This is a genomic window from Microbacterium sp. R86528 (assembly GCF_044596335.1).
Lineage (GTDB): Bacteria > Actinomycetota > Actinomycetes > Actinomycetales > Microbacteriaceae > Microbacterium > Microbacterium marmarense.
The window spans coordinates 2,028,597-2,054,319 of record NZ_CP138996.1 but is presented as its reverse complement, the minus strand read 5'-3'; the positions used below and the strand labels follow the sequence as shown (position 1 = coordinate 2,054,319).

General features: G+C 62.9%; 19 protein-coding genes. 17 read left to right on the top strand and 2 right to left on the bottom strand.

Annotated features, from left to right (window positions below; translation table 11 throughout):
- The first annotated feature begins 53 nt into the window (after positions 1 to 53).
- From SJY18_RS09490 to SJY18_RS09460, 7 genes are all read left to right on the top strand, one after another.
- The gene (locus SJY18_RS09490; protein WP_396667370.1) at positions 54 to 1,412 is read left to right on the top strand and encodes an 8-oxoguanine deaminase; all 1,359 of its coding nucleotides are present in this window, start codon (positions 54 to 56) and stop codon (positions 1,410 to 1,412) included.
- Positions 1,412 to 2,236, top strand: a complete 825-nt coding sequence (locus SJY18_RS09485; RefSeq protein ID WP_396667369.1) for an FAD binding domain-containing protein — start codon at positions 1,412 to 1,414, stop codon at positions 2,234 to 2,236. Before SJY18_RS09490 ends, SJY18_RS09485 begins: the two co-directional genes overlap by 1 nt.
- Positions 2,233 to 4,986, top strand: a complete 2,754-nt coding sequence (locus SJY18_RS09480; protein ID WP_396667368.1) for a molybdopterin-dependent oxidoreductase — start codon at positions 2,233 to 2,235, stop codon at positions 4,984 to 4,986. Before SJY18_RS09485 ends, SJY18_RS09480 begins: the two co-directional genes overlap by 4 nt.
- Positions 4,987 to 5,148: 162 nt before the next feature.
- The gene (locus SJY18_RS09475) at positions 5,149 to 6,252 is read left to right on the top strand and encodes an ABC transporter substrate-binding protein (protein ID WP_396667367.1); all 1,104 of its coding nucleotides are present in this window, start codon (positions 5,149 to 5,151) and stop codon (positions 6,250 to 6,252) included.
- A 5-nt stretch (positions 6,253 to 6,257) separates the two neighbouring features.
- Positions 6,258 to 7,079, top strand: coding sequence for an ABC transporter ATP-binding protein (locus SJY18_RS09470; RefSeq protein ID WP_396667366.1), 822 nt, complete (start codon positions 6,258 to 6,260; stop codon positions 7,077 to 7,079).
- Positions 7,079 to 7,885 (top strand): ABC transporter permease subunit, encoded by an 807-nt coding sequence (locus tag SJY18_RS09465; protein WP_337336779.1) that lies wholly within the window; start codon positions 7,079 to 7,081, stop codon positions 7,883 to 7,885. Before SJY18_RS09470 ends, SJY18_RS09465 begins: the two co-directional genes overlap by 1 nt.
- The gene (locus SJY18_RS09460; protein ID WP_337336778.1) at positions 7,882 to 8,787 is read left to right on the top strand and encodes an ABC transporter permease subunit; all 906 of its coding nucleotides are present in this window, start codon (positions 7,882 to 7,884) and stop codon (positions 8,785 to 8,787) included. The genes SJY18_RS09465 and SJY18_RS09460 overlap by 4 nt, the downstream gene beginning before the upstream one ends.
- 256 nt (positions 8,788 to 9,043) lie before the next feature.
- Here SJY18_RS09460 and SJY18_RS09455 read toward each other — a convergent pair whose 3' ends face one another.
- On the bottom strand, positions 9,044 to 10,132 hold the full coding sequence (locus SJY18_RS09455) for a TM2 domain-containing protein (RefSeq protein WP_396667365.1): 1,089 nt from the start codon (positions 10,130 to 10,132) through the stop codon (positions 9,044 to 9,046).
- Positions 10,133 to 10,179: 47 nt separating this feature from the next.
- Complete coding sequence (locus tag SJY18_RS09450) at positions 10,180 to 10,821, bottom strand: hypothetical protein (RefSeq protein ID WP_396667364.1); 642 nt, start codon at positions 10,819 to 10,821, stop codon at positions 10,180 to 10,182.
- A gap of 189 nt (positions 10,822 to 11,010) precedes the next feature.
- On the opposite strand from SJY18_RS09450, the gene SJY18_RS09445 reads away from it, so the two are divergent.
- The 10 genes from SJY18_RS09445 to SJY18_RS09400 all read left to right on the top strand — a co-directional run bounded on the left by SJY18_RS09445 (position 11,011) and on the right by SJY18_RS09400 (position 25,679).
- Positions 11,011 to 12,984, top strand: a complete 1,974-nt coding sequence (locus SJY18_RS09445) for a hypothetical protein (RefSeq protein WP_396667363.1) — start codon at positions 11,011 to 11,013, stop codon at positions 12,982 to 12,984.
- Between the two features lie 8 nt (positions 12,985 to 12,992).
- Positions 12,993 to 14,624 (top strand): type I restriction-modification system subunit M, encoded by a 1,632-nt coding sequence (locus tag SJY18_RS09440; protein ID WP_396667362.1) that lies wholly within the window; start codon positions 12,993 to 12,995, stop codon positions 14,622 to 14,624.
- A complete protein-coding gene (locus SJY18_RS09435; RefSeq protein ID WP_396667361.1) occupies positions 14,617 to 15,780 on the top strand; it encodes a restriction endonuclease subunit S in 1,164 nt (387 codons plus the stop codon). Before SJY18_RS09440 ends, SJY18_RS09435 begins: the two co-directional genes overlap by 8 nt.
- A gap of 76 nt (positions 15,781 to 15,856) precedes the next feature.
- On the top strand, positions 15,857 to 16,525 hold the full coding sequence (locus tag SJY18_RS09430; protein ID WP_396667360.1) for a hypothetical protein: 669 nt from the start codon (positions 15,857 to 15,859) through the stop codon (positions 16,523 to 16,525).
- Positions 16,526 to 16,560: 35 nt separating this feature from the next.
- Complete coding sequence (locus SJY18_RS09425) at positions 16,561 to 17,721, top strand: GTPase (protein ID WP_396667359.1); 1,161 nt, start codon at positions 16,561 to 16,563, stop codon at positions 17,719 to 17,721.
- A gap of 52 nt (positions 17,722 to 17,773) precedes the next feature.
- On the top strand, positions 17,774 to 19,000 hold the full coding sequence (locus SJY18_RS09420; protein WP_396667358.1) for an exonuclease domain-containing protein: 1,227 nt from the start codon (positions 17,774 to 17,776) through the stop codon (positions 18,998 to 19,000).
- Positions 19,001 to 19,031: 31 nt separating this feature from the next.
- Positions 19,032 to 22,232, top strand: coding sequence for a type I restriction endonuclease subunit R (locus tag SJY18_RS09415; protein ID WP_396667357.1), 3,201 nt, complete (start codon positions 19,032 to 19,034; stop codon positions 22,230 to 22,232).
- A gap of 84 nt (positions 22,233 to 22,316) precedes the next feature.
- Positions 22,317 to 23,627: a hypothetical protein gene (locus SJY18_RS09410; protein ID WP_396667356.1), complete on the top strand. Its 1,311-nt coding sequence runs from the start codon at positions 22,317 to 22,319 to the stop codon at positions 23,625 to 23,627.
- A 51-nt stretch (positions 23,628 to 23,678) separates the two neighbouring features.
- Positions 23,679 to 25,100, top strand: coding sequence for a DUF222 domain-containing protein (locus SJY18_RS09405; protein ID WP_396667355.1), 1,422 nt, complete (start codon positions 23,679 to 23,681; stop codon positions 25,098 to 25,100).
- Between the two features lie 150 nt (positions 25,101 to 25,250).
- Entirely contained in the window at positions 25,251 to 25,679 is a 429-nt protein-coding gene (locus tag SJY18_RS09400) for a VOC family protein (protein ID WP_396667354.1), read from the top strand.
- Positions 25,680 to 25,723 lie beyond the last annotated feature (44 nt).

Below are 25,723 nucleotides of genomic sequence, written 5' to 3'. Positions count from 1 at the left end.
CACTTCATAACGACCCACCCGACGATCCGTTCGTTACCCGCAGGAGCACCACCATGAACCGCACCATCATTGAAAACGGGCACATTGCGACCGTTGACCCACTCGGCACTGAGCACGGCACCGGCTTCGTGGTCATCGACGGTGGTGTCATCGCTGCTGTAGGCGCGGGCAAGGCTCCCGCTGAGTGGCGCGCGGGGGCAGAGATCATCGATGCGAAGGGTTGCCTCGTCACTCCCGGTCTGGTCAACACTCATCACCACCTCTACCAGTGGCTGACTCGCGGCTACGCGCAAGACTCGATTCTGTTCGATTGGCTGACCACGCTCTATCCGCTGTGGTCGCGCATTGACGCAGACCTCACGGGTGCTGGCGCGGCGGGCGCAATGGCCGTACTCGCGCGTTCTGGTTGCACGACCGTGGGTGACCACCACTACGTGTTTCCGCAGGGATCCGGCGACATCGTCGGGGCCCTAGTCGATGCCGCGTCGACGGTTGGTGTGCGTCTGCACGCGACCCGCGGTTCGATGGATCTTGGCGCCTCGCAGGGTGGCCTGCCGCCCGATTTTGCGGTCGAAACGACTGATGCAGCGCTTCGCGCTTCGCAAGAGGCTGTGGAGCAGTACCACGACACCTCGCGCGACGCGATGGTCAAGATCGCGATCGCACCCTGCTCGCCATTCTCGGTGACGGCCGACCTGTTGCGTGAGTCGGCGGTGCTGGCCCGCTCGCTGGGCGTGCGCTTGCACACCCACGCGTCTGAGACCGTCGAAGAAGACGCCTACTGCCAAGAGCACTTCGGCAAGTCGCCCACGCAACACCTCGAAGACCTCGGCTGGCTCGGCGATGATGTCTGGATGGCGCACGGCGTGCACCTCGATGACACTGCGATTGCACGCTATGCCGCCACGGGCACGGGCGTCGCTCATTGCCCTTCATCGAACGCACGGCTTGCCGCGGGTATCGCTCCCGTCGTCGACCTGCTGCGTGCGGGTGTGCCGGTGGGACTCGGGGTCGACGGCGCCGCATCAAACGAGTCAGGCCAGCTGGGCATTGAGATTCGTGAATCGGTGCTGATGAACCGCCTGCGCACGGGCGCCGATTCGATGAGTGTGCGTGATGGGTTGCGCATCGCCACGATCGGCGGTGCCCGCGTGCTCGGGCGTGATGCCGAAATCGGATCGCTCGAAGTTGGCAAGCTTGCCGACATCGCCGTCTGGCGTGTTGACACGATCGAGCACGCCGGCATCATCGACCCGGTCGCCGCGCTCGGGCTCGGCGCGCTCCCCCCGCTGAAGAGACTGCTCGTCGGTGGCAACACAGTCGTTGAAGAACAGACCCTCATCACGGCTGACGAGAATGTGCTCGCGCGCGCGGTCGCCGCAGCATCCCTCGCTCTGGCCGAGCGCCTCTGATGGATATCGTCACCGTCTCGCGCTTTCGGCGCGCCACCAGTCGAAGCGATCTTGCGCTCGCACCCGGAGAAGTGTTCATGGGTGGCGGCACGTGGCTGATGAGCGAACCTCAACCGGTCACCACTGGCTTCGTAGACCTGACTACCCTCGGCTGGCCCGACCTCGAGATCACCGACACCGGTCTTCGCATCGGCGCAACCTGCACCATCGCCACGCTCCGCGCGTGGGCCGGGGGGCGCCATGAGCTCGCCTTGCCTGAAGCGTGGCGCGCAGCATCCATGATTCCCGAGGCCGCAGATGCCTTGCTCGCCTCTTTCAAGATCTGGCACACGGCGACCGTCGGCGGCAACATCTGCCGCGCGTTCCCGGCTGGCGCCATGATTTCTCTCGCGGTCGGGCTCGACGCGACCGCAGAAGTGTGGGGCGTTGACGGCAGCACCCGCGCGATGCCCGTGAGCGACCTTGTGACGGGCAACGCCGTCACCTGTCTAGCGCCCGGAGAAGTGCTGCGCGCCATCAATATTCCGCAATCGGCATTGGCCTCGCGCGCCCACCTGAAGAAGATCGCACTGGCCGAGCTCGGGCGTTCCGGCGCGGTGGTCACCGGACGCGAAGACAGTGACGGGTCAACGGTCTTCGTCGTCACAGCAGCCGTAGAGCGTCCGGTCGTGCTGCGGTTCACTGCGCTTCCCGACGCGGCGACGCTGCGCACGGCAATCGGCACGGCAACCGGCTTCTACTCCGATCCGCTGGGCAGCGCCGATTGGCGTCGCGCCGTGAGCATGGTGCTCGGCGAGCGCATTCGCGAGGAGCTCAGCGCATGAAGTTCGAGGTGAACGGCAGCCCCATCGAGGCCGATCCGCGTGCCGGCCAATGCCTGCGCACCCTATTGCGCGAGAGCGGGCACCACGAAGTGAAGAAAGGCTGCGACGCTGGCGATTGCGGTGCGTGTGCGGTGCTCGTCGACGGGGTGCCGGTGCACTCGTGCATCATTCCCGCGATGCGGGCCGAAGGCATGAGCGTCACCACCGCTGCGGGCTTGGCCCCCGAGGGCGAGCTGCATCCCGTGCAAGAAGCCCTCGTGAGCAACTTCGGGTTCCAATGCGGCTTCTGCACTCCTGGCATGAGCGTCACGGCGTCCACTCTGTGCGCAGACGATTTGCCCGACCTCGACCGCAAGATGAAGGGCAGCCTCTGCCGTTGCACCGGCTACCGTCCCATTCGCGAGGCCATCACCGAATCGATATTGGGCCCCGTGCGGGCCACCGGCGCGGCGCCGGGTGCGGCATCCCCCGCTCTAGGCGTCGGCGCTTCGAACTCCCCCGAGCCCGCTCAACGCGTGGTGCAGGGACTCGAGCCCTACACGTTTGACACCGAGATGGCCACGGGCGCCCTCACGCTGCGCGTGGTGGGCTCTCCTCACGCTCACGCTCGAATCACCGCGATCGACACTGACGCCGCCGCGGCGGTGCCCGGTGTCATCGCGATCTTCACGCACGAGAATGTCACCACCCGCCGGTTCTCCACTGCTCGGCACGAACATCGCGAAGACGACCCCGACGACACGCGGCTGCTCGACGAAACCGTTCGCTTCATCGGCCAGCGCGTCGCTGCCGTAGTCGCCGAGAATGCCGAAGCTGCTGAGGCCGGATGCGCCGCGCTGCGCGTGACCTACGAGCTGCTGCCGGCGGTGTTCGATCCGGATGCTGCCCGCCAGGTCGATGCTCCCCTTCTGCACCCCGACCGCACCCCCGAAGACCGGGTGGCGGATGCCTCGCGCAACGTCATCGCCGCACTTCACGGCGGAATCGGCGGTGACGTCGACGCGGCGCTTGCCGCAAGTGACACCACCGTGGGCGGCACGTGGCAGACGGGGCGAGTGTCACACGCGCAACTTGAAACGCACGGCGCACTCGGCTGGCTCGATGAAGACGGTCGACTGGTCATCCGCTCAAGCACCCAGGTGCCGTTTCTCGTTCGCGACGAACTCGCCGAGCTGTTCACCCTGCCCAAAGATCGCGTACGCGTCTTCGCCGCTCGGGTGGGCGGCGGATTCGGCGGCAAGCAAGAGCTCTTCACAGAAGACCTCGTGGCGCTTGCGGTGCTGCGCACCGGCCGGCCAGTTGCCTACGAGTTCACGCGCTCCGACGAGTTTCGGCGATCGTCAGTGCGGCACCCGTTCCGTGTTTCAGTGACGCTCGGTGCTACTGCTGAGGGCGCGCTGACGGCGATGAAGATCGATGTATTGACGGATGCTGGCGCGTACGGCAACCACAGCATTGGCGTGATGTTTCACGGCTGCGCCGAGTCGGTGAACGTCTACAACAGCCCCGTCAAACGAATCGACGCCGAAGCTGTGTACACCAACAATGTGCCCTCAGGAGCGTTCCGCGGCTATGGGCTCGGGCAGGTGATTCTCGGGGTCGAGTCGGCAATGGACATGCTCGCTGAGAAGCTCGAGCTCGATCCCTTTGAAGTGCGCCGCATCAACGCGGTGCGTGAAGGCGACCCATTGCTCACCGTGCACGACGAGCACGAAGAGGGCATTGTCTGGGGCAGCTACGGACTAGACCAGTGCCTCGACCTCGCCGAAAGCGCCCTGCGGGCAGGCAATGGCGTCGAGGCGCCTGAGGGGTGGGCGGTCGGCGAAGGAATGGCGATCTCACTGATCGCGGCAATGGCACCGGGCGGGCACTACGCCAACACCACAGCAACCTTGCGCAAAGACGGAACATTCGTGGTGTCGGTGGGAACCGCTGAGTTCGGCAATGGCACAAGCACCGTGCACCGTCAGATCGCAGCGACAGCTCTGAGCGCGAGTGCTGACCGCATCGAACTGCGCGCGAGCGATACGGATCTGGTGTCGCATGACACCGGCGCTTTCGCTTCCGCGGGCATCACCGCTGCCGGCAAGGCGCTGCAGGCCGCGTGCGATGCGCTGCGCGCGAGAATGCTGGCGATCGCCACCAAGATCACCGGAGCAGATGCGACCGAGGTCACACCCGAGGGGGTACTCGCGGGCGACACAGTGGTGTCGTTTCGCGACGTCGTGCGCGCGGCGCCCGCCGACCAGCGCACCCCGGAAGGACTCGTGGCGACCGGAAGCGCGTCGGGCGATGAGCGGTCGCTGTCGTTCAACGTGCACGCGGCGCGCGTTGCGGTGGATGCCGAGACCGGTTCGGTTCGCGTGCTGCAGTCGATCCAGTCCGCAGATGCGGGCTTCTTGATGAATCCGGCACAGGCGCGCGGCCAGGTCGAAGGGGGCGCTGCGCAGGGCATCGGCAGCGCGCTCTACGAAGAAGTCGTCGTGGCGCACGGCGCAGTGTTGAACCCCGTCTTTCGCACGTACCGGGTGCCGCAGTTCGCTGATGTGCCCGAAACCGAGGTCTACTTCGCTGACACACACGACCGCGTGGGGCCGCACGGGGCCAAGTCGATGAGTGAGTCGCCCTACAACCCCGTCGCGCCTGCAATCGGCAACGCAATCGCTCGCGCCATCGGCCAGCGGCCTTTTCAGCAGCCGTTCACCCGCGAAAGGGTGTGGCGCTTGGCGCAAGGTGACCGCGACGAATGACGAGCGCGGAACGGTGCGCCCCGTGAATCGTTCCGCTCGTCACCGGACGCGACGCTCATTGGCGCTCGTCACATTGTCGAAACATACCCAAGCGACCCCCGAAATCTGCGAGGACTAGCGTCAGCCAGATCACATTTGCACTTTCGAAGAGGAGCCAACCCGATGGCACACAATCACAAGCAGCGAACCCGTATCGGTGTCGTCGCTGCTGCACTCGCAGCATCCGCCCTCGTACTCGGCGGTTGCGCCGCGTCGTCTGACGACACCGCGTCGTCAAGCGACGGTGAAGCTGAGGTCGCTTCATACGGCGAGATCAGCGTTCAGTACTCATGGATCAAGAACGAAGAGTTCGCGGGCGAGTTCTACGCCTACGAGAACGGCTACTACGACGAGGCCGGCTTCGAGAACGTCGTCGGCGTTGCTGGTCCTGACACCGGCGTTGCCAAGTTGCTCTCGGGCAGCGTGCAGGTCGCCCTGAGCGACGCTGCGTCAGTTGGTGCCGCGGTTGCCGAGCAAGACGCACCGCTGAAGATCATCGGCGCGACGTTCCAGAAGAACCCGTTCACGATCCTCTCTCTCACCGAGGGCGGGAACATCATGACGCCTGACGACCTGATCGGCAAGACGATCGGTGTGCAGGACTCGAACTCGTCGGTCTTCGCAGCTCTGCTCGCGGCCAACGACATCGACCCGGCAGACGTCAACATCGTTCCGGTCGACTTCGACCCGACGCCCCTCATCAACGGTGAGGTCGACGGATTCATGGCCTACCTCACGAACGAAGCCATCACCGTTGAGTTCGCGGGCTTCCCCGTCACGAACCTGGCCTACGCCGAGAACGGTCTGCCGTACGTTGCTGAGACCTACTCGGTGACCGACGACTACCTCGCTGAGAACGCTGACCTGCTCAAGGCGTTCTTGATCGCCGAGATCAAGGGCTGGACCGACACGTTCAACGAGCCACTCGACGACACCGTTTCGCTGGTTGTCGACTACTACAACGAGTCGGCCGCCGCTGGTGACCTCACCTTCGGTGACCTCGACCCCGAGAAGGTCGCTGCTGGCCTTGAGGCTCAGGCACTGCTGATCTCGACTGACGAGACCGAGGCCAACGGCCTGTTCACGATCTCTGACGACCTGCAGGCGCAGACCCTCGCTTCGCTTCTCGCTTCGGGATGGGAGCTGTCGGCTGACCAGCTGTTCGACACGACCATCATCGACGAGATCTACGCCGAGAACCCTGACCTGATGGACTACCTCCCGTAGGGATTATGACCATTTCGTCGAACCTGGATACCGGTGCCCAGACGGGCACCGGTATCCAGATCTCAGGAGTTTCGAAGTCCTTCGCGCTGCGCGGAGGCAAGTCTCTGCTAGCCCTGGAGGACACCGACCTCCACACCGACAAGGGGTCGTTTCTGGCCCTGCTCGGCCCCTCGGGTTGCGGCAAGTCAACGATCCTGCGAATCCTTGCCGCCCTCGACCATCCGACCCACGGCACCGCGCTCGTCGACGGCCACACACCCGACCAGCTGCGCAGTGACAGTGAGCTCGGCATCGCCTTCCAAGACCACGCACTGTTGCCGTGGCGCAGTGTTCGAAAAAACATCGAGCTGCCGTTCGAGGTCGCGGGCAAGCTTGTCGACAAGGACTACGTTGACGAGCTCATCGCCCTCGTCGGGCTGAAAGACTTCGCCAACGCGAAGCCCTCACAGCTGTCGGGCGGAATGCGCCAGCGCGCATCCATCGCCCGTGCTCTTGTGCTCAAGCCGTCGGTTCTGCTGCTCGACGAGCCCTTCGGCGCTCTCGACGACATGACGCGGCAGAACCTGAACCTTGAGCTGCTGCGAATCTGGACCGAAAAGCCTGCCACGACGCTGCTCGTCACTCACGGCATCAGCGAGGCGATCTTCCTCGCTGATCGTGTGGCCGTGATGTCACCGCGTCCCGGTCGAATCAAAGAGATCATCGAGATCGATCTGCCGCGCCCGCGTACGCCCGACATGATGCGCACCCCCGAATTCCATGCGTACGTCGACCGTGCCTCAGAGCTGCTCTTCGGCAACGACGGTCGCGCGGAGGCCGAGGCCTGATGAAGGCCATACGCATTCCGGGCTGGGCGGCTGGCTTCATCGGAGCCATCGTTCTCATCCTGGTGTGGTGGCTCTTTTCGCTTACGGCATTCCAGATTCAAGCGGGAACCAGCTTCACCCCGGTGCCCTCGCCATGGGCGGTCTTCGAGTGGCTGTTTGTCGACGGCAATATCGCTGGCACATGGAATGTCTTCCAACCGACGATCACCGCGGCCGCGATCGGTTACCTGTGGGGCAACGGCATCGCTCTCGTGCTAGCCGCTTTCGTGCTGGTCTTTCCGAAGACAGAGACCGTCATCACTCAGATTGCCGTCGTCAGCTATTGTCTGCCAATCGTCGCGGTCGGCGGCATCTCGGTAGTTGTTCTCGGCGGAGCCAAGAGCCCAGGCGACCCCTCGGCGACCGCAATCTTCTTGGCTGCTCTCGTGTGTGTTTTCACCACCGTCGTCGGTTCGATCCTCGGGTTCAAGTCGGCTGACAAGTCATCGCTTGATGTGGTTCGCGTCTTCGGCGGCAACTCGTGGACGCAGATGCGCAAGGTTCGCCTGATCGCGGCCCTTCCGGCCATCCTGAACGCCCTGCAGATTGCCGTGCCCACCGCCTTTCTCGGCGCGGTGCTGGGTGAATACCTCGGCGCCATCACTGCAGGTGTCGGCCCGACACTCATTCGCCTGCAGGGCCAACTCGACGCCGCGGGCGTCTGGTCGGTCTTCTTGCTGTGTGCGGTCTTCGCTCTCGCCGCGTATGGATTCGTGGGACTCATCGTTCGCTTCGTCACACCGTGGGTATCAGGAGGAGCACGATGAGTAAGAACACCGTCGATACCGCCAACCCACCCGCTGATCCCACCGGCAAGCTCGCTCTTCAGGCCGACCCTGCCGCGCAGGCGAAGCTGAAGGCCGACCGGCGCCGCGAGCTCTCGCGCACCATCGGCCGCTCGGTCATGAACGCCGTGATCACCTTCGCCGTTGTGCTGCTGCTGTGGCAGGCCGTGGTGAGCCTGACCGGCATCTCGCCGTACATCGCCAAGGGGCCCGCCGACGTGTGGGCATTCCTTTTCACCGATGAGGATGCTGCCGCCAACCGTGCGCAGATGGCGCCTTTGGTCGGGCAGACCCTCATCGACTCGATGATCGGCTTCGTCTTCGGAATGCTCACCGCCATCGTGCTGGCTGTGCTGTTCAGCCTGTCGAAGGCTGTCGAGGCGGGCGTTATGCCGCTCGTGCTCTTGCTGCGAACGATTCCCCTCGTGTCGATCGCACCGGTGATCATCCTGATCACCGGTCGTGGCACGGTGTCATCCGTTGCCGTGATCGGAACCATCGTGGTGCTGTTCCCGGCACTTGCCAGCATTCTGTTCGGCCTGAGCCGCGCCAGCCAGCAGAGCCTCGACGTCGTTCACGTGTTCGGCGGCGGCCGGCTTACGCTGCTGCGCAAGGTGAGCCTGCCGGGTGCTGGTCCGTCGCTGTTCGCTGCGGCGCGCGTCTCGGTGCCGGGCGCAGTCACCGGTGCGCTGCTGGCCGAGTGGTTGTCGACAGGTCAGGGCATCGGCGGCGCGATCTTGAAGTTCAACGCGCAGGCGCAGTTCACCCAGTTGTGGGCGTCGATCGCACTCATCACGCTGATCACCCTGTTGCTTTACAACATCGTGCAGATCGTCGAGAACATCGTTCTCGAGCGTATGGGAATGACCACCGCCCAGCGGTAGCCGTTCTGCACAAGCTGAAGCCGCCCTTCGTGTTCGCATGGAGGGCGGCTTAGGTTTGTTGGGGCGGACGGACGCGGCAGGGGGCGCAGGCGGCACTTTTCAGCATCCACATGCGAAACGGCCGGACGATTGCTCAAGCAGGGGCCAGTGGATGCTGAAGCGCGGCGTGTCATCGAAAGCCCCGGCCGTTTCGATGACACGCCCACACGAAATCGCCCCTGGCCCCGGCGTCGCGGGCCCAGGGGCGATGTCGCGCCTACTCGATGGCGAGCGTCCAGTTGCCGTCTGCGCTGATCTCGATCACCGACGGACCGGCCGACAGCGGCACGGTTCCCGAGTACGTACCGATCTCGTTCACCAGCAGACCGAGGTTGAAGATGTCACCGTTCTCTTCGATTATGGCGAAGTTGCTGGTGCCGTCATGGGTGGCGGTCAACGATGCTGCTGCACCGTCATACAAGAACACCGCGTCGCCGGTGCCCGCCGGCTGCACCTCAGGCGCGTTGCCCATCTGCTCGATAGAGAGCGTCCACGCGCCGTCTGCCGTGATCTGCAGTTTTGTTCCTTCGCCGAGAGCCGAAATGCCCCACGCGGTCGTGCCCGAATACGAACCGATCGTGTTCACCAGCAGCTCACCGGTTGAGTCATTGTTCGCATCAAGCACGCTGATCGCGAAGTTCGATGACCCGTCATGCGTCGCGATCACGATGCCTCCGGTTGATCCCGCGGGCAATGAGATCAGTGAGTCACCCGCGCCACTCTTGTTCAACGTGTCGAACGCACCGAACGTTTCGTTCGCCCAGTCGGCGGGCCCTGTCGCCTCTGGCTCAGCCGGTTCGGCCGGCTCTTCGACACCTTCTTCTGCCACCGCTTCAGATTCTTCGGGCTCAACCGTCTCGACCGCCACTGTGTCGGGCGCTGGCTCAGCATCAGCGCCACCGGTGGCACCGCTCACGCCTCCCACCACAAGGCTCAACACGATGACTGCTGCCGTCACGATCCACGCCATCACGCGATGCTTCGCATAGCCGTCGAGCGGACGGCCCTGCTTGTCGCGCGTGAGCCCGGTCAGTACGAGCACGATATCGACCAGCACCCAGATGCCTAATCCGCCGAACGTGATCAGCTTGAGAATGCCGGTGCCGATCTTGCCGAGGTAGAAACGATCTACCCCGAAGAAACCGAGCAACCATGCAAACAGCCAGGTCGCGATAAACGACTTCGTCGGCACAGCAGTTGGCCCTGGCACCGCCGCAACCGGGTAGGCGTGCTGCGCAGCGGGTGATTGCACTCCAGCCGGCGGTTGCACGGGCGGGGGCGGAGTGGGGTTGGTGGGATCAGACATGGTGTTTCCTTTCGTAGGTCAAGCGTTGGTTGGTGGACGAAAGCGGGCTAGTACGCCCACTCCCATCCGGTGGGGCTGCCGCCCATGGTGAGCACGGCCGCTCCTTCTTCATCGGTGACGTCGAGCACGATCCAGCCCGAGACCGATTGCCCCGGCCCGATCTGAGATGGCAGTTGGCTCGATTCGTCCAGGCAGGCCCACGAGGTCCCAACCGGGTCGTTCAGACGCTTTCCGTCTGAATCGAAGACGAGAAAGTCGTACGCACTCATCGCGACCCATGGGTAGTCGCTGTCGGCGAGTTCAGGAGTTGTTTCAACATTGAAATGGATGCCGAGAAAGTGACCGTTCTGCGGTGACTCCGACCAGTCCTGGTCGCATTCGATGTCGAGCACGATATCGGTGGCCGCGAACCGGGCGACGAGGACGTCATTGGCTTCAGACACACCTGCGAGCTGACCTACTTCTTTTACGAGGTTGCCGCGATCGTTGATCACCCGCTCACCAAACTCGCCGTCGACTTCGTCAACCTCGGCTGTTGGCACGGGCGTCGGTGTCTCTGTGATCACCGGGGCTGTGTCGGGCGTGCGGCCGGTGTCTGGCGCGAAATCATCGGTGGTCGCGGCTGGCGAGCACGCTGACAGTGCGAGGATGAGCGCGATCGAGGCGACCGCGACTGCGGGTGTACGCATGAGAACTCCAAATGGTCGAGGACCGGCAGACGGGCGCTCCCCCCAGACCGATTCCCGTCTGCCGTGCAACTCAAGGGCTGCGAGGACGACGATAGATTCACCACCGCCTCACCTTTGCCGAGCGACCTGATAAGGGGAGTTATCAACGAATCACTCACGAGGGTTCGAGTTCTCAACTACGGTGAGTGCATGACCACCACCAGCACACCGCTACGCATCGGATTGCCGGGTATCGCCCGCCTCGCCGATGTAAAGCGCCCTGTGGTTTCGGTCTGGCGCACGCGTTTCGCTCAGGCAGAAGACGCGTTCCCGCCGCCGGTGGAACAACGCGGCGGCCATCCAGTGTTTGACGCTCAGCAGGTTGCCACCTGGCTGACCCGCACCGGGCACGGAAACAATCCCGACGCCGCCGTCGAGATCGCGGCAGCCGCATCCCCGCCCGACTTCGACTTTGCAAACGCCGAGCACGTCGACCAAATCGACGCTGTCATCGCGCTTCGCGCCTCTTCTTCTGCGCTGGCTGGTCTTGATCCAAACGCAATCGTTGCTCTCGCTGAGAACGTTGATCCAAGTGACGAGTCGCTCCAGGCTGAGATCCGCCGGCACGCCGAGCGCGCTCATCTCTGGACCAGCTGGGCCGACGAGCTCACCGATGCCGCGTGGTCACCAGAGATCGCTTCAGCGATCATCCTTCAGCGCCATTCGACAACGGCAGCGACCCTCGGCTCCCGCGGCCCGCTGAGCGAAACCGCCGAGGCGCTGCTCACCGAGGTGGCGGTAGCGCTCCTTCCCTCACCTGATGCGCGACTCCATATCGAAGCCGGTATCGATGCGTCGCTCGCCTTTGCAGTGGCCGATGCGGCGGGCGACGAGATCCAGCTATCTACCGCCGAAGACGCTCGACACATTCGTCGACGCATGCTCTGTGCACGAGCGCTCTTGCCAACGCTGATCAGTATCGGCGGACCTTCCTCGCTCAGCATCACGCGCCTGCCGTCAGCGACGATCCGCGACACTCACGACATGCTGCGCGAGCTAGATGAGATCGTGCTCTCGTTGCGCGACTTCGACCGTGGGCTCTGTCTGGCGCCCGCCCGGTTGCTGACCGACGCACTCGATCACCGCGGCGAACAACTGCGCGCCCAGGTTTTGCGCTCGGGTCGCATCCGCGGCATCGTGCGGTTAAGCACCGGCCTCGTCACGAGCGCACCTCGTGAAGCGCTCGCCCTGTGGGTGCTCGGGCGCGAGTACGGCGAGGTGCCACCCAGTGACCGTTTCACGGCCGTGGCAGATCTGACTGATCACCCGTTGACGCAGGCCGCCCGCGCCGACCTCGCGAGTGACCTCGTCGCGGCGATGGGCACCGCGCGCGAACTGCGAGCGCACGCGTTTCGCTTCACACGCATCGTGCGCACCACGTCGCTGATCGCCGCGCAGGGCGCACTCATCGACCAGAGCAGCGCCAAGTCTCGCTCGCACCGTCGCGCCACAGATCTGCCGGCGCTGCTTGATGCCTCTGCGGCCGCCCTCGGTGCAGCCGCGCCGCACGCATCACTTGACCCGGTGGGCGACGCGAGCCAGGCCTCTGAACCAGCACGCATCGACAAGCTCCTCACCGAAGGGCACCTGCGCGTCATTTCGGGCACCCGTCTCGATGAAAATCTCGTGACCGACACTGGCCTGGCCATCGTGACGGCCAATGCTCTCGATACACCCGACACGATCGGGGCCGAACGAGTCAGTGCGTTGCGCTTGGCTCAGCAGCATCCCTCGGCGCAGCTCACCTCGCCCGGCGACATCATCTTTCGCACCTCACCGACCCCGCGCGCGTGGGTTGATCGCGAAGGCTCAAAGGTGGTGGTCTATCCCGCACGGGTGCTTCGCATCACGGCGGCCGACCCTGGCGGCCTCGTTCCCGAGTTGATCGCGGCAGATATTGCTCAAGCTGCCGGCGGGCCCGGTGCCTGGAAGCGATGGATGCTGCGCCGCGTCACGCCCGCCCAGATAGCCCCGCTTCGCACTGCGCTCATCGAGATCGCCGATCACCAGCAAGCGCTCCGCCAGCGCCTCACCATGCTCGACACTCACGCCGATCTGCTCGCCGATGCTGTCGCGTCCGGTGCGGTCACCATTACTTCTCACCTCGATTCCATACAGAACTAAGGATTCATATGCCTCGCGCAACAAAGACCGCCCCGCAGGCTCCGTCAACGATGAAAGAGCTCAAAGACACGCTCTGGAAGGCCGCCGATAAGCTGCGCGGGTCGATGGACGCCTCACAGTACAAAGACGTCATTCTGGGCCTTGTCTTTCTCAAGTACGTGTCGGATGCCTTCGATGAGCGTCGCGCTAACATTCGCGCCGAGCTGGCTGGCGACGGGTACGACGAAGAGCAGATCGCTGAGCTCATTGATGACACCGATGAATACACCGGTCGCGGAGTGTTCTGGGTGCCGGCCAATGCTCGGTGGTCATTTCTTGCAGAGAACGCCAAGGGGCAGGGCGCCTTGCTAAATGAGGGTGAGAAGTCAGTCGGTTTGCTCATCGATGAGGCGATGGATGCCCTCATGCAGTCGAACTCGCAACTTGCGGCGACGTTGCCCCGCATCTTCAACCGCGACAACGTTGATCAGCGACGCCTGGGCGAACTGATCGATCTGTTCAACTCGGCGCGCTTCACGGGTCAGGGCCAAGACGGACAGGACGGCCGCCGCGCGCGCGACCTGCTCGGAGAGGTGTACGAGTACTTTCTCGAGAAGTTCGCCGCTGCCGAAGGTAAGCGTGGCGGCGAGTTCTACACCCCGGCTGGTGTGGTGCGTGTGCTGGTCGAGATGCTGGAGCCGACGCACGGCCGCGTGTACGACCCAGCGTGTGGCTCGGGTGGCATGTTTGTGCAGGCCGAGAAGTTCATCGATGCGCATCATGGCGAGGGCTCAGCGATCTCGGTTTACGGCCAAGAGCTCAATGAGCGCACCTGGCGCATGGCGAAGATGAACCTCGCCATCCACGGACTGACCGGCAATCTCGGGCCACGGTGGGGCGATACGTTCGCACGTGATCTGCACCCCGACATGCAGGCCGACTTCGTCATGGCTAACCCGCCGTTCAACATCAAGGACTGGGCGCGTAGCGAATCTGACCCGCGGTGGAGGTTTGGCGTGCCACCCGCGGGCAACGCGAACTATGCGTGGATTCAGCACATCCTGTCGAAGCTCGCGCCTGGCGGACAGGCCGGAGTCGTCATGGCGAATGGCTCGATGTCATCGAACTCGGGTGGCGAGGGTCAGATTCGCGCACAGATTGTCGAGGCAGATCTCGTGTCGTGCATGGTGGCGCTGCCGACTCAGCTGTTCCGTTCGACCGGCATTCCGGTGTGCGTGTGGTTCTTCGCCAAAGACAAGTCGGCCGGCAAGGGCGGGGCGGTTGACCGCACCGGCCAGGTGCTGTTTATCGACGGACGCAATCTGGGTCACATGGTCGACCGCGCCGAGCGCGCGCTGTCAGACGAAGACATTTCGAAGATCGCCGACACCTTTCATGCATGGCGCGGCAAGGAGGGGGCGGATGCTGCCAGCTATGCCGACGAAGCCGGTTTCTGCTACTCGGCAACTCTCGCCGAGATCAAAGCAGCCGACTACGCGCTCACGCCCGGCCGCTACGTAGGCGCCGCCGAGATTGAGGACGACGGCGAACCCATCGAGCAGAAGCTAGAGCGTTTGAAGGGCGAGCTGTTCGCCCAGTTCGCCGAGTCTGAGCGGCTTGCCGGTGTCGTGCGCGAGCAGTTGGGGCGAATCGATGTCTGAGTGGCGGGCGGCCAACTTAGGTAGCGTCGCATCGGTCAGATCAGGACATCCGTTTCTAAGCAGCGAATGGCAGCAAAGCGGAACTCGCGTTGTCAAAATTGCGAACGTAAAGTCAGGCGAGCTGGATATGACGGCCGCGAGTTTCGTGAGCGCTGAGACAGCGTTACGCGCTCACCAGCATGTGCTTTCCGTCGGAGATATTCTGATCGCAATGACGGGGTACGTTGGCGAGGTTGCGCGCGTGCGCACTAGTGAGCCCCTTCTACTGAATCAGCGCGTTGGTAGATTCGAAGTCACAGATCCGCATTCCTTAGATCCTGGCTTTTTGTTCTACTGGTTGCGAGCAGATTCCTCGAAGGACCAGTTCGTGGGGCTGGCCTACGGGTCTGCGCAACCCAATCTGAGCCCAGCGAGCATCGGCTCGGTGAACATTGTTCTTCCACCCCTCCCCGAGCAGCAGGCGATCGCCGAGGTGCTGGGCTCTCTCGACGACAAGATCGCCGCCAACACCAAACTCGCCGCCACCGCTGACTCCGTCGCATCAACAATCCTGCTGTTGTCGCTGTCCGGTGAGTGGGCACGTCTCGCTGATATAGCCGTCATTACGATGGGTTCGTCACCCAAGGGTGAGGCTCTAAACGAGATCGGCGAAGGCGTGCCCTTCTATCAAGGCGTGCGAGATTTCGGGATGCGTGCACCCACCCGACGTGTTTTCACCACAGGCCCAGTGCGCATGGCCGCTCAAGGCGACGTGCTAGTGAGCGTGCGTGCTCCCGTTGGAGACGTAAACCTCGCGGACGAAGCGCTCTGCATCGGCCGCGGCATCGCTGCCGTCCGATCCGCCAACGACACGCAGTCCACACTGTTCCACCAACTGCGATCTGAACGAGCGGCGTGGGAGCCTTTCGAAGCCGAAGGTACCGTCTTCGGTTCCATCAACCGTGGTCAGCTGCACGGCATTCGCTTGCGAACGGTCAAAGGCGAACTTGTCCAAAGGATCGAGGATGAGCTCATGACTGTGGAAGCCGCCATCTCAAAACTTCTCGAAGAGAACCGCACCCTCGCCGCCACCCGCGACGCGCTGCTCCCACAACTGATGTCGGGCAAGCTTCGCGTGCGCGAGGCAGAGAATCTGGCGAGGGAATCGGGGCTGTGACAATTTCCCGGCCAGCAGGCTTTATATTCCAAGTACGACTATGCCGTCGTACTCATCTGGGGAGATCCACAGCAACATGACCAATACAGCCACGCCACCTCTGCAACCCGCACCGCCGGCCAAACGAACAACACGAACTCCCTGGTGGGCGAAACTCTTGCTTGTCATTGTCGTGCTCGCACTGATCGGTGCCGCGGCCTTCGTCGGACTGGGCGTCGGAAAAGTGCTGGGCGCCACAGAATCACGTGACGTTCAAGTGATCCGCTCCATTAAGGGTGAAGAGCAGGTGATCCTTGTCACGGCCGGAATGACCGACGTCGAGGAAGAGCGAGACGACGGGCTAACTCTCGGGTTCGGCGAACTGAAATTGTTTACCCTCCCGGGCACCGAACGTTCGGTGCTCGTTCGGTACGACTACGACGCAAAATTCGGGATTGAGGGCAAAGACGTCGACATAGCTCAGACCGGCGACAACTCGTATCTCATCTCGATTCCCGAGTTCGTCTACCTGGGGTACGCCAACCCCGATCTGTCCGTGGCTGCCGAGAAGAACGGTGCACTCAGCTGGACGACGCCTGAAATCGACGTCACGGCCGTGTTCGAAGAACTGCTCTCGGGGCAAGCCGTCGACGAACACATCGACGGTCTCCGACCGCTTCTCGAAGAGCAAGCGGAAGAGTTCTACAGCAAGATCGTGAAGGCTATCGACCCCGATGTCACACTCGAATTTGAGTTCGCCGAATGACCGCCCCGAAGCCCGCTAGAGGAAAGACTGACGACATGTCTACTGACTCCAAAGAACCGGCGCAGGAAAGGCAGATCAACGAGCAGGACTTCCTCGACGGCTCTGAACAGGCGAAATCACGCTACGGTCGCTTCAACCTCGCGATCATCGGTGATTCGGGGGTCGGAAAGTCATCCCTCGTGAACGCCGTGTTCAGCCGCGACTGGGCGAAGGTCGGCATGGGCCTCCCGGTGACCCGAGGGGTGCACTATTACAACGATGATTCGCTCGGAATCTGGGATATCGAAGGTTTCGAGATCGGGTCTGAGCTGTCACCCAGCGACCTGCTCAAGAGCCATCTCAAGACCATCTCGGAGCGACCCGCAAACGAGCAGATCTCGGTCGTCTGGTACTGCGTCGAGTCGCACGCCTCTCGACTCACCCCCGCTGCGATAGCGATGATTCAGGCACTGGATTCAGCCGGCCTTCCTGTCGTTCTTGTCTTGACCAAGGTCGACTGGGGCAAGAATCCGATCACGAAATCCCGCACTGTGACGCATGATCTCGAGCAGTTCGTGGAGTGGCTTGAGAACCCCAATGACAACGGCGTTCCCATCACCGTTCCCTACGAAAAGCTGATCCTGACATCCACCCGCGACAAGCACGGAAAGGGCAAGGGGCATGGCCTCGGTGATCTTGTCACGGAAACCCTCGCGCTCTCGCCCGAAGACGAGAAAGACGCCTTTCGTATTGCGCAGCGCCTCAACCTCCCCTGGAAGCGTGAGTTGGCTCGGCCGGTTGTCCACAAAGCTGCGGCCGCGGCTGCCCTCGCGACCGCAACGCCCATTCTTATAGCCGATGCAGCCGTGCTGGCACCAATTCAGCTAGCAATGATGGGCCGTATCGCGACTATCTACGATCTTGAGCTCAAAACGATGATGTCGGCGGGAGCCCTCGCTCAGCTAGGCGTTCAGTTCACAGGGCAGGCGCTCGCGCGCAGCTTTCTCAAGCTAATCCCCGGCGCGGGCAGCGTAGTCGGCGCGAGCGTGGCCTTCGCGCTGACAGCCGCAACAGGTGAGGCCTGGCTACGCCTGTGCGAACAAGTTCACACAGGCAAGCTCGACATCAAGAAGATCAGCGAGTCGTGGAGTGACTATGCTCCAAGCTTTCTCGATGTTGTCCGCAAGATCATGGAACAGAAGCTCACCAAATCATGACCGGCTTCAACGAAGCTGACGGCGAACAGCTGCAACCCGGAGGAACAGGCTGATGGCGTTCGCTGTTGTCGACTTCGAAACCACCGGCATCCTGCCCTCGTATCATCACCGTGTCGTCGAGATCGGCGTCACCCATCTCGACGATGACGGCACGATCACCGGGCGGTGGGAGACCCTCATCAACCCCGAGCGTGACCTCGGCCCTCAGCGCATCCATGGCGTGCGCGCAGCAGACATTCTCGACGCACCAGTGTTCTCTGACATCGCTCCCGAGTTCGCGTCTCTTCTGCAGGGTCGAGTGTTCGCGGCGCATAATGCGGCGTTCGACCTGAGGTTTCTGCAGGCCGAGTTCGAGCGCGCCGGGTATTGGCTCGACGGTGGCACGCCCAGCGTGTGCACGATGACTCTAGGTAAGAACTTTGGCCTAGGCGGCTCGTGTTCGCTCATCCACGCCTGCACGACCTACGAGATTGAGCACTCCCACGCGCACACCGCCGGCGATGACTCACACGCGGCAGCGCAGCTACTGTCGAGATTTCAGCGAGATAGTGCACCCTGGCCAGGCTGGGGAGAATACTGGGCGAGCACCGCCCAGTCGGGGCTCAGCTACCTCTACCCCGAAGGCCGTAGCACTGGGGTCGTGTGGAAAGCGCGGCCGAACGCCGATGCTCCCCCTCCGAGCTTTCTCGAGCGCATCTCAACCGAGACGGTGCGCGACACGGCCGACGGAGCCTCGTCTCAATACCTCGCCCTGCTCGACCGATGCCTGCTCGACGGCTACATCTCGTCGAATGAAGGCGCGCAACTCGCTGACGTAGCGGCCGACCTCGGCCTCACTCGTGCAGCAGTCGACGCACTCCACATCGATTACTACCAAGAACTCAACACGCAGGCATGGGCCGATGGAGTTCTCACCGACGACGAGAAGTCCGATCTGGCCACGGTGGCGCAACTGCTTGAGATACCAGCATCCATAGTCGACCCCATGACAGCGCTCGTCTCGCACGCGCCCATCGAGACTGACCGCTTCGCGCTCGTACCCGGTGACATGGTGGTGCTGACCGGCGACATGAAACGTGCTCGCTCAGAGTGGGAAGCTGAGCTCGTCGAGCGCGGGCTGGTGCCGCACCCCAATGTGACAAAGAAAACCAAGCTCGTGGCAGCCGCTGACACAGACTCGCTCTCGGGCAAAGCAAAGAAAGCGCGCGACTACGGCATCCCGATCGTTGGCGAAGACGGTCTGGCAAAGATGCTCGGCAACGCTGAGAACCAAACTTAGAGATGCCCAGCGCCAACCAAAGGGAGCAACGATGACCGGTTTCAACGAGGCTGACTGGGAACAGCTCGCACTCGACACGCTCGGCGAGCCGCTCGGGTGGCGCCCGATCACTGGCGACAAGATCGCTCCGGGCAGCGGCGAGCGCGAGTCTTGGGACGAACTGCTGATCAAGCCTCGACTGCTCGAAGCGATGCGACGGTTGAACCCGACGGTGCCCGCGCAGTATCTGCAGCAAGCCCTCGTCGAGATCGCGTCGCCGACCTCGCAAGATGCGCTCACTGAGAACTATCGCATCCATCGCATTCTCACCGATGGCTATCGACTCACCTACATCGACGACGGCGGAACCGAACAGAACCCCACCATTCGGGTTCTCGGTGCCGCCCCCGAGCAGAACGACTGGCTCGCCGTCAATCAAGTGACGGTGCGCGAGAACGCTCCCGGCCGCGGTGAGGTGCACCGCCGCATTGATGTCGTGTTGTACGTCAACGGCATGCCCCTGAGCATTATCGAACTCAAGCGCGCGGGCACCGGATCAGCCGACGTCGCGGCAGCACACGCTCAACTGCAGACCTACGTGCGCGAGATGCCGCTCGCATTCCGTTTCTGCGTGTTCACCCTTGCCAGTGACGGCCTGGCGGCGAAGTTCGGCACACCGTTCACCCCGCTCAACCACTTCTCACCCTGGAACGTCGACGACGACGGCTTGCCCCTCAAACAACCCCGCATCGAAGGCGACCTCGACGTTCAGCCCATCGAAGACGCCCTCAACGGCCTCTACAACCAAGAACGTTTTCTGCAGCTCGTGCGCAACTTCACCGCGTTCGATGAAGGCTCCGACGGACTCGTCAAACGCATCGCCAAACCTCACCAATACTTCGCCGTCACCAAAGCTGTCGGCAACACCGTGCAGGCCGTCGAATCGAACGGTAAGGCCGGGGTCGTCTGGCACACCCAGGGCTCGGGCAAGTCGATGGAAATGGAGCTGTACGCACACCTCGTGTCGCGGCATCCAAAACTCAAGAACCCCACGATCGTGGTCGTCACCGACAGAAATGAACTCGACGGCCAGTTGTTCGAGACGTTCGATCGCAGCCTGTTGCTCGCCGAGTCACCCAAGCAGATCAAGCTGCGTGCCGAGCTGCGCAGCGAGCTGCAGTCACGGGTGACGGGCGGAATCTATTTCACGACGCTGCAAAAGTTCGGGCGAACCGGTGATGAGAAGGATGCTGGTGTGCAGCATCCACTTCTTACCGACCGCCGCAACGTGATTGTCGTTGTCGACGAAGCGCACCGCAGCCACTACGACGATCTTGATGGGTATGCACGCCACCTTCGCGATGCCCTGCCCAACGCAACGCTCATCGCGTTCACTGGCACTCCGATTTCGTTTGCCGAACGAGACACCCGCGAAGTGTTCGGCGACTACATCGACATCTATGACCTCACGCGAGCCGTCGACGACGGCGCGACCGTGCCGGTGTATTTCGAGCCACGACTCATCCGTGTTGGGCTCGCCGAAGGCGTCTCTCAAGATGAGATCGACGAAGCTGCCGACGAATACACAGTGGGGCTAGACGACACTGAGCGCGCACGCATCGAAGCATCGGTCGCCGTGGTCAACGCGGTCTATGGCGCACCCGAGCGCATCGACGCGCTCGCTGACGACCTCATCGCGCACTGGGAGCTTCGCCGTTCAGCGATGGCACCGTTCGTCGAGGGCCCCGGCAAGGCACTCATCGTCGGTGGCACGCGTGAAATCTGCGCGCGTCTGTACTCGGCGATCGTCGAACGGCGACCCGGCTGGCACTCAGACGCGCTCGATGCCGGCCGCATCAAAGTGGTCTACTCGGGCTCAGCCACAGATCAGCCTCCAGTGAGCGATCATGTGCGCCGCGACTCGGCCAACGCGACGATAAAAGAGCGGCTCAAAGACGCCGATGATGAGCTCGAGATCGTCATCGTGAAAGACATGATGCTCACGGGCTTTGACGCTCCGCCGCTGCACACGCTTTACCTGGACCGCCCGCTCAAGGGGGCCCTGCTCATGCAGACGCTTGCGCGCGTCAACCGCACGTTCCGCGGCAAGCCCGACGGGTTGCTGGTCGCGTATGCACCCCTGGCAGACAACCTCTCGAAAGCACTTCAGGAATACACCGGCAACGACCAAGAGGCCAAGCCCGTCGGGCGCGATGTCGAAGAGGCAGCGGCTCTGGCGGTGTCGTACATCGAGCAGATACGCGAGTTGTTGGTCGGATGCGACTGGCGCGCCGAGCTCACGAGGGGCAGCGCTCGCGCATGGTTGACGGCAGCGACGAAGGCGACGAACTTTCTGCGTAATCCGCAGAACCCGCTCAACGCACCCGGCCTCGAAGATGAGACGCTCGCCGCGCGCTATCGGCGCCTCAGCAACGGACTCGCACGGGCGTGGGCACTCGCTTCGGGGCGCCAGACGCTCGCTGACTATCACGACGAGATCGCGTTCTACGAAGAAGTACGTGTGTGGATGGCGAAGTACGACGCATCAGAGAGACAGGGGCGAGACGAGCCCATTCCCGACGACATCCAGCGGTTGCTCGGGCAGCTCATCGCGCAGTCGACGGCGACCGGTGAGGTCATCGACATTTACGAAGCGGCGGGCATGCCGAAGCTGTCGCTCGACAACCTCGGACCGGACTTCGTCACACGGGCCCAGCAGGCGCGCAATCCGCAGCTTGCGATCGAGGCACTGCGGGCGGCGCTGATGGGTGAAAGTGCGACCGTGTCGCGCGGCAATCTCGTTCGCCAACGGGCGTTCTCGGAGCGCATCGCAGAGATCATGAGCCGATACACGAATCAACAGCTCACGTCGGCGGAGGTCATTGCTGAGTTGGTAGAGCTGGCGAAGGATGTTGCCGCCGAGGCATCCAGAGGTTCAAAATTCACCCCCGCGCTTTCGAATGACGAACTCGCCTTCTACGACGCCGTTGCGTCGAACGAGGTCGCCGTGGAGGTGCAGGGCGATGGAGTGCTCGCCCAGATCGCGCGCGAGCTAGTCGCGGTGATGCGCCGCGACGTGCGCACCGACTGGACCGTGCGCGACGACGTGCGTGCGAAGTTGCGCTCGTCGATCAAACGGCTGCTCGTCAAGTACAAGTACCCGCCCGACAAGCAGATTGGCGCGATAGCCCTCGTGATGGACCAGATGGAAGCGATGGCCCCGCGCTACGCCGACGATCGCGCGGCGGGATGATTCAGCGTTGAAGATTGAGTGCCGACCGCAGAGCCCGGTAGAGACAGCCGCCGCCAATGATGAAGCGGCAGATAGTTGGAGCAAATGACGCACGATAGCGAGCCAGGCATGGCGGTCGAACTGCTCGCAGACGGAGATGGTCTGGCAATTATCGGCGAGCCTGGTGCCGTCGAGCTGTTTGTGTCTTCTGCCGGCGTCGCCTCGAAAGATCTGGCTCTGAATCAGCGGGTTGGTACGGCGCTAAACGCCGGCTCGGGCATCGCGCAGGCTGGCTCTGAGATTGTGGCCCAATCCGGAAAGTGGGTGAAACTGACGGACGAATCTGCGAAGGCGATGAAGGTCAGCACGCTAATGACCGGCTCAACTTCTGACGTCAGCCGCGCGGTGCTTACCGACAAGGGCAAAATCACCGGGCTTCTTGAGATCGTGAAGCCCGGATCCATCGGGTCGATGATGACCAACCCCGCAATGCTGGCCGGCGCCGCCGGCATCATGGCGCAACTCGCGATGCAGCAGACGATGGAAGAGATCACCGACTACCTGGCGATCATCGACGAGAAAGTCGATGACGTGCTTCGCGCTCAGAAGGATTCCGCCCTCGCGGAGATGATCGGAGTGGGGTTTGTCATCGATGAGGCGATGACCATTCGCGAGCATGTGGGTCGCGTTTCAGACGTCACGTGGTCGAAAGTGCAGGGGTCGACCCAAACGGTTGCTCGCACGCAGGCTTACGCGTTGCGCCAACTCGATGCACTCGCTGAAAAGCTAGAGAAGAAATCAAAGGTCGGAGACCTGGCCAAGATCTCTAAGGATGCTGAAGTCACCGTGCAGGAGTGGCTCGCGGTGCTCGCACGGTGCTTTCAGCTTCAAGACGCAATTGCCGTGCTTGAACTCGACCGGGTGCTTGATTCCACCCCCGATGATCTCGATCGCCACCGCAAAGCTCTGCAAGCAGCGCGCGCGAAGCGCCGAGCACACATCGCGGCAACAACAGAAAACCTATTGATCCGTATCGAGACGGCTGCCGTCGGCGCCAACGCACAGGTTCTTTTGCACCCGGTTGCCTCGGGCGCTGTGGTGCACTCAAGCAACCACGTCGCGACCGGGGTGATCGCTTTTCATGAACATCTCGGAATCGATGCCGGCAGACAATCCCTTGAAGCTAAGAAGTGGACTGTCGCCGCCGCCGAGACAAGAGACAAAGCAATCGAAACGGGCACGGAGGGTATCGGTGCCGTCAAGCGTTTCGGTAGTAAATCCTTCGATGGGGCAAAGGCAACGACCTCAAAGTTCTCGAGCGATTTCGCTCAGCGAATGACACGCCGTCGCGATAGGAAGACCGCGGACGACGACAGCGAAGACTTCGAGTTCTTCGAGAGCCTCAGCGAAGAGTAGGCCGTATGCCTATTTCGAATAAATGTCTGAGGCTACTGCGACAATATAGTCATGAGATTCGCAGATCTAGACGATCTTCCGGCAAAGGATCCACTCCCAGCTGAGAACGCGATGCTCGCCGATCTGGCTCGTTCGTTGCGCGACATCAATGCGTCGATCGCGAACCTTCACTCACGCCAAGCGACGCTTTTGGTTGCCGCTCTCGAAGTCGCCGAGTTGCAGACCAGCCGGCTTCCCGAAGATCGCCGTCGCCGCGAGCAAGACATTCCGATGCGCAACGCGGCCGCTGAGATCGCGGCGGCACTCCGCGTCAGCGATCACGTCGTGCAGCGCAAGATGTCTGACGCGTGGACGCTATTTCACCAGTTTCCTCACACCTTCACCGCGCTTGCCGAAGGCCGGATCAGCCCCGCGCACGTCGACGTGATCCTCTCCGCAGGTGCACCGATTGACGACCCAGACGCTCGCGCCGAGTTCGAGCAGATGGCACTCGACCGGGCTCAGATCGAAACACCGGGTCGGCTGCGCACCATCATCGGCGCAATCGCCGAAACTGCCATGCCGACCTCGACCACCGAACGGCACCGTGAAGCGCGGAAGAAGCGTGGCCTATTCCTGCGCGACACCGCAGACGGCATGGCCGACCTGCTCTTCGTCGGCCCCGCCGTGCTCGCCCACGGCATCTACGACCGGTGCACCGAAATGGCGCGAGCCATGCGTGCGGCGACGGACGTCGCCGATGCTGCCTCAAAGAACGGTTCCGCCGGCGTCGGCTCGAGCGCATTCGGGGTCGATGACGGCGCCGACCAAGGTGCCGGGACTGGTGCTGGTGCTGGTGCTGGTGCACGTGGCGCATCGACCACCGACACGATGCCAGCAGACAAGAGAACGATGGACCAGCTTCGCGCCGACGTGCTGGCCGATATTGCCCTCAATGGCGCACCGATGGCTGCTGGCGACGGTCTCGATGGCATCAAAGCACACGTGCAGGTGGTCGTCCCCGTGCTGACGCTGGCCGGCGTCCACGACCGCGGGGCTGAGCTAGTCGGATCAAGCCCAATCGACGCCGACACCGCACGGCGCCTGGCTGGAGCCGCCACCGGTTGGGACCGCGTCATGACGCATCCGGTCACCGGGGCGGTGTTGGCCGTCGATCGGTACCGGCCGAACGAAGACTTGCGGCGCACGCTGCGCGTACGCGATGAGCATTGCCGCTTTCCTGGGTGCCGTATGGCCACATGGCGGTGCGATATCGATCACAGCCATGATGCGGCGCTCGGCGGAGCCACCGAGCACGACAATCTCGCTCACCTGTGTCGCCGACATCACACTCTGAAGCACGCGCGAGGGTGGAAGATCACCCACCTAGGATCGGGCACTCTCGAATGGGTCACCCCTGGCGGGCAGACCTACATCGACGTCCCGACACCTACCCTCCGTTTCGTACCTTCGACAGATCCGCCACCTTTCTGACGAATCCCGATTCTGTGCACGTCCCGCTCCACGCTCCACGCTCCACGCTCAACGCACGCCCGTACGCCCGCACGCCCGCTCAAGCCGACTGTCGCGCAAGAGTCGCACGCATCCCTGTCGACGTCGCCCGCGCAGAGTACTGTCTCGGTCATGGCATCGAAGCTTGGCAACATCGTGTTCTACGCCGACGACCCACCCGCGCTTGCCCGGTTCTGGGCAGCTGTGTTCGGCTACCCCGAGCAGGAATGGGACGAACCTCTCAAGGGCCAATTGCTCTCAGCGGGCCTTACCGAAAAGGATCTCGCCCATCGGGGCCTAGCCCAAGACCCGAGCGGCGAAGGCCCGCGAATGCTCTTCCTGCACGCAGACAGCACCAAACAGACGCGCAACCGCATGCACCTCGACATCAACGCCGCCCCGGGCCGTCAGCCCACTCACGAAGAACTTGACGCCGAGAAGGAACGGCTCCTGTCTCTGGGTGCAGAGGTCGTGCGTCTCATCGACCAAGACTGGGGGCCCTGGCCCGAGTACTACTACCAACTGCGCGATCCCGAGGGCAACGAGTTCTGCCTGCACTGAGACCCAGCACGGGCATCACGCACTGGCGCTTGGCACGGGCATCC